The following is a 1087-nucleotide window of genomic DNA, read 5'->3' as shown; positions in this document are numbered from 1 at the left end:
AATTGATAGAGCTGATTTTATACAATATTCTCATAATGAAGAAGATGCCTATGAAGAACGCTCTGATTTTATACAACATTCTTATGAAAACCGCATTACAGACTTGCTTAAACTTCTAGGTAAAGTGCTAGATTCTAACAATAAAGAATTATGTGAATATGCAAGACAGCATGATGATGAATTTGATGAGAGCAAATGGCAAGAAGTTCCTCCTTCTGTCAATCCTCCATATAGCATAGGCTTTTGTACTTTTGGAACAAGTAGTAGATATGGTATTACTTCAGATTTTTGCACAGAAAAGGGAGAGATTATAAAAGAAAAAATGGCAAAAGCTATCAAAGACGAATATGATGACAATTTTTTCTTTATCCATAATACTAAAATGTATAAAAGAAAAATTGATATTAACAATGATGGAGTGCCCGAAAATCTGATTCTTATATCAGGGGCTTATTATGAAGCACTTTGGGTATATAAAAATGGTAAGCTAGATGCAAAAGCAAGTGATAAAATCTATGGGGATGATTTACATCTTGATGGATCAGATACTCGAGATAATCTTCGAGCAGGTCTTGACAGCGATGCTGCTGTAGTATTTGGTTTATATGCCATGCCAAGCAATAAAATTTCACAACCACTAAAATTTGATTTTGGATATCCTATGCTAGGCTATTTATACTATGGAGTTATGGAGTTTAAAGGAAAAAATTATATTACCCTTTATAATCGCAGATTTCAGGATGATGAAAAATCTACTTATCCAATAGAACGCATTTATCTTTTAAAAGGCGATAAAAGAGAATTAAAATGCACTTATGAAAAGAGATATATTTATATTAGGAAAAATTAACAAGGTATTATTTACAAGGGGTAAAAAAGCGTTTAATTCACCCAATTATTTTTGTAACGCTTCGAGCCAAGTTTGTGGCAATAGCCATTTTTACCGGTAGTGCAACACTTGGAATTTTAGCAGGCATTGCTATTGTTGGCACAGCAATGGTAGCTCTTTGGTGGATTAATTCTAAAATAGAATCTTGGTTAAAAGAGTATGGTATTTCCTTTATTGATTTTATAAGGGAATTTGAAA

At 32.0% G+C, this 1087-nt stretch carries 1 protein-coding gene; it reads left to right on the top strand.

Annotated features, from left to right (window positions below; translation table 11 throughout):
- Window positions 1–850 (top strand): DUF1311 domain-containing protein (locus tag CQA75_RS08905; protein WP_137624600.1); only part of this gene is annotated, 850 nt, incomplete at its 5' end.
- Window positions 851–1087 lie beyond the last annotated feature (237 nt).

It is taken from the genome of Campylobacter taeniopygiae (assembly GCF_005406225.1).
Taxonomy (GTDB): domain Bacteria; phylum Campylobacterota; class Campylobacteria; order Campylobacterales; family Campylobacteraceae; genus Campylobacter_D; species Campylobacter_D taeniopygiae.
Note: the sequence above shows the minus strand (reverse complement) of the source record. Positions and strands in the feature narration are given on the sequence as shown.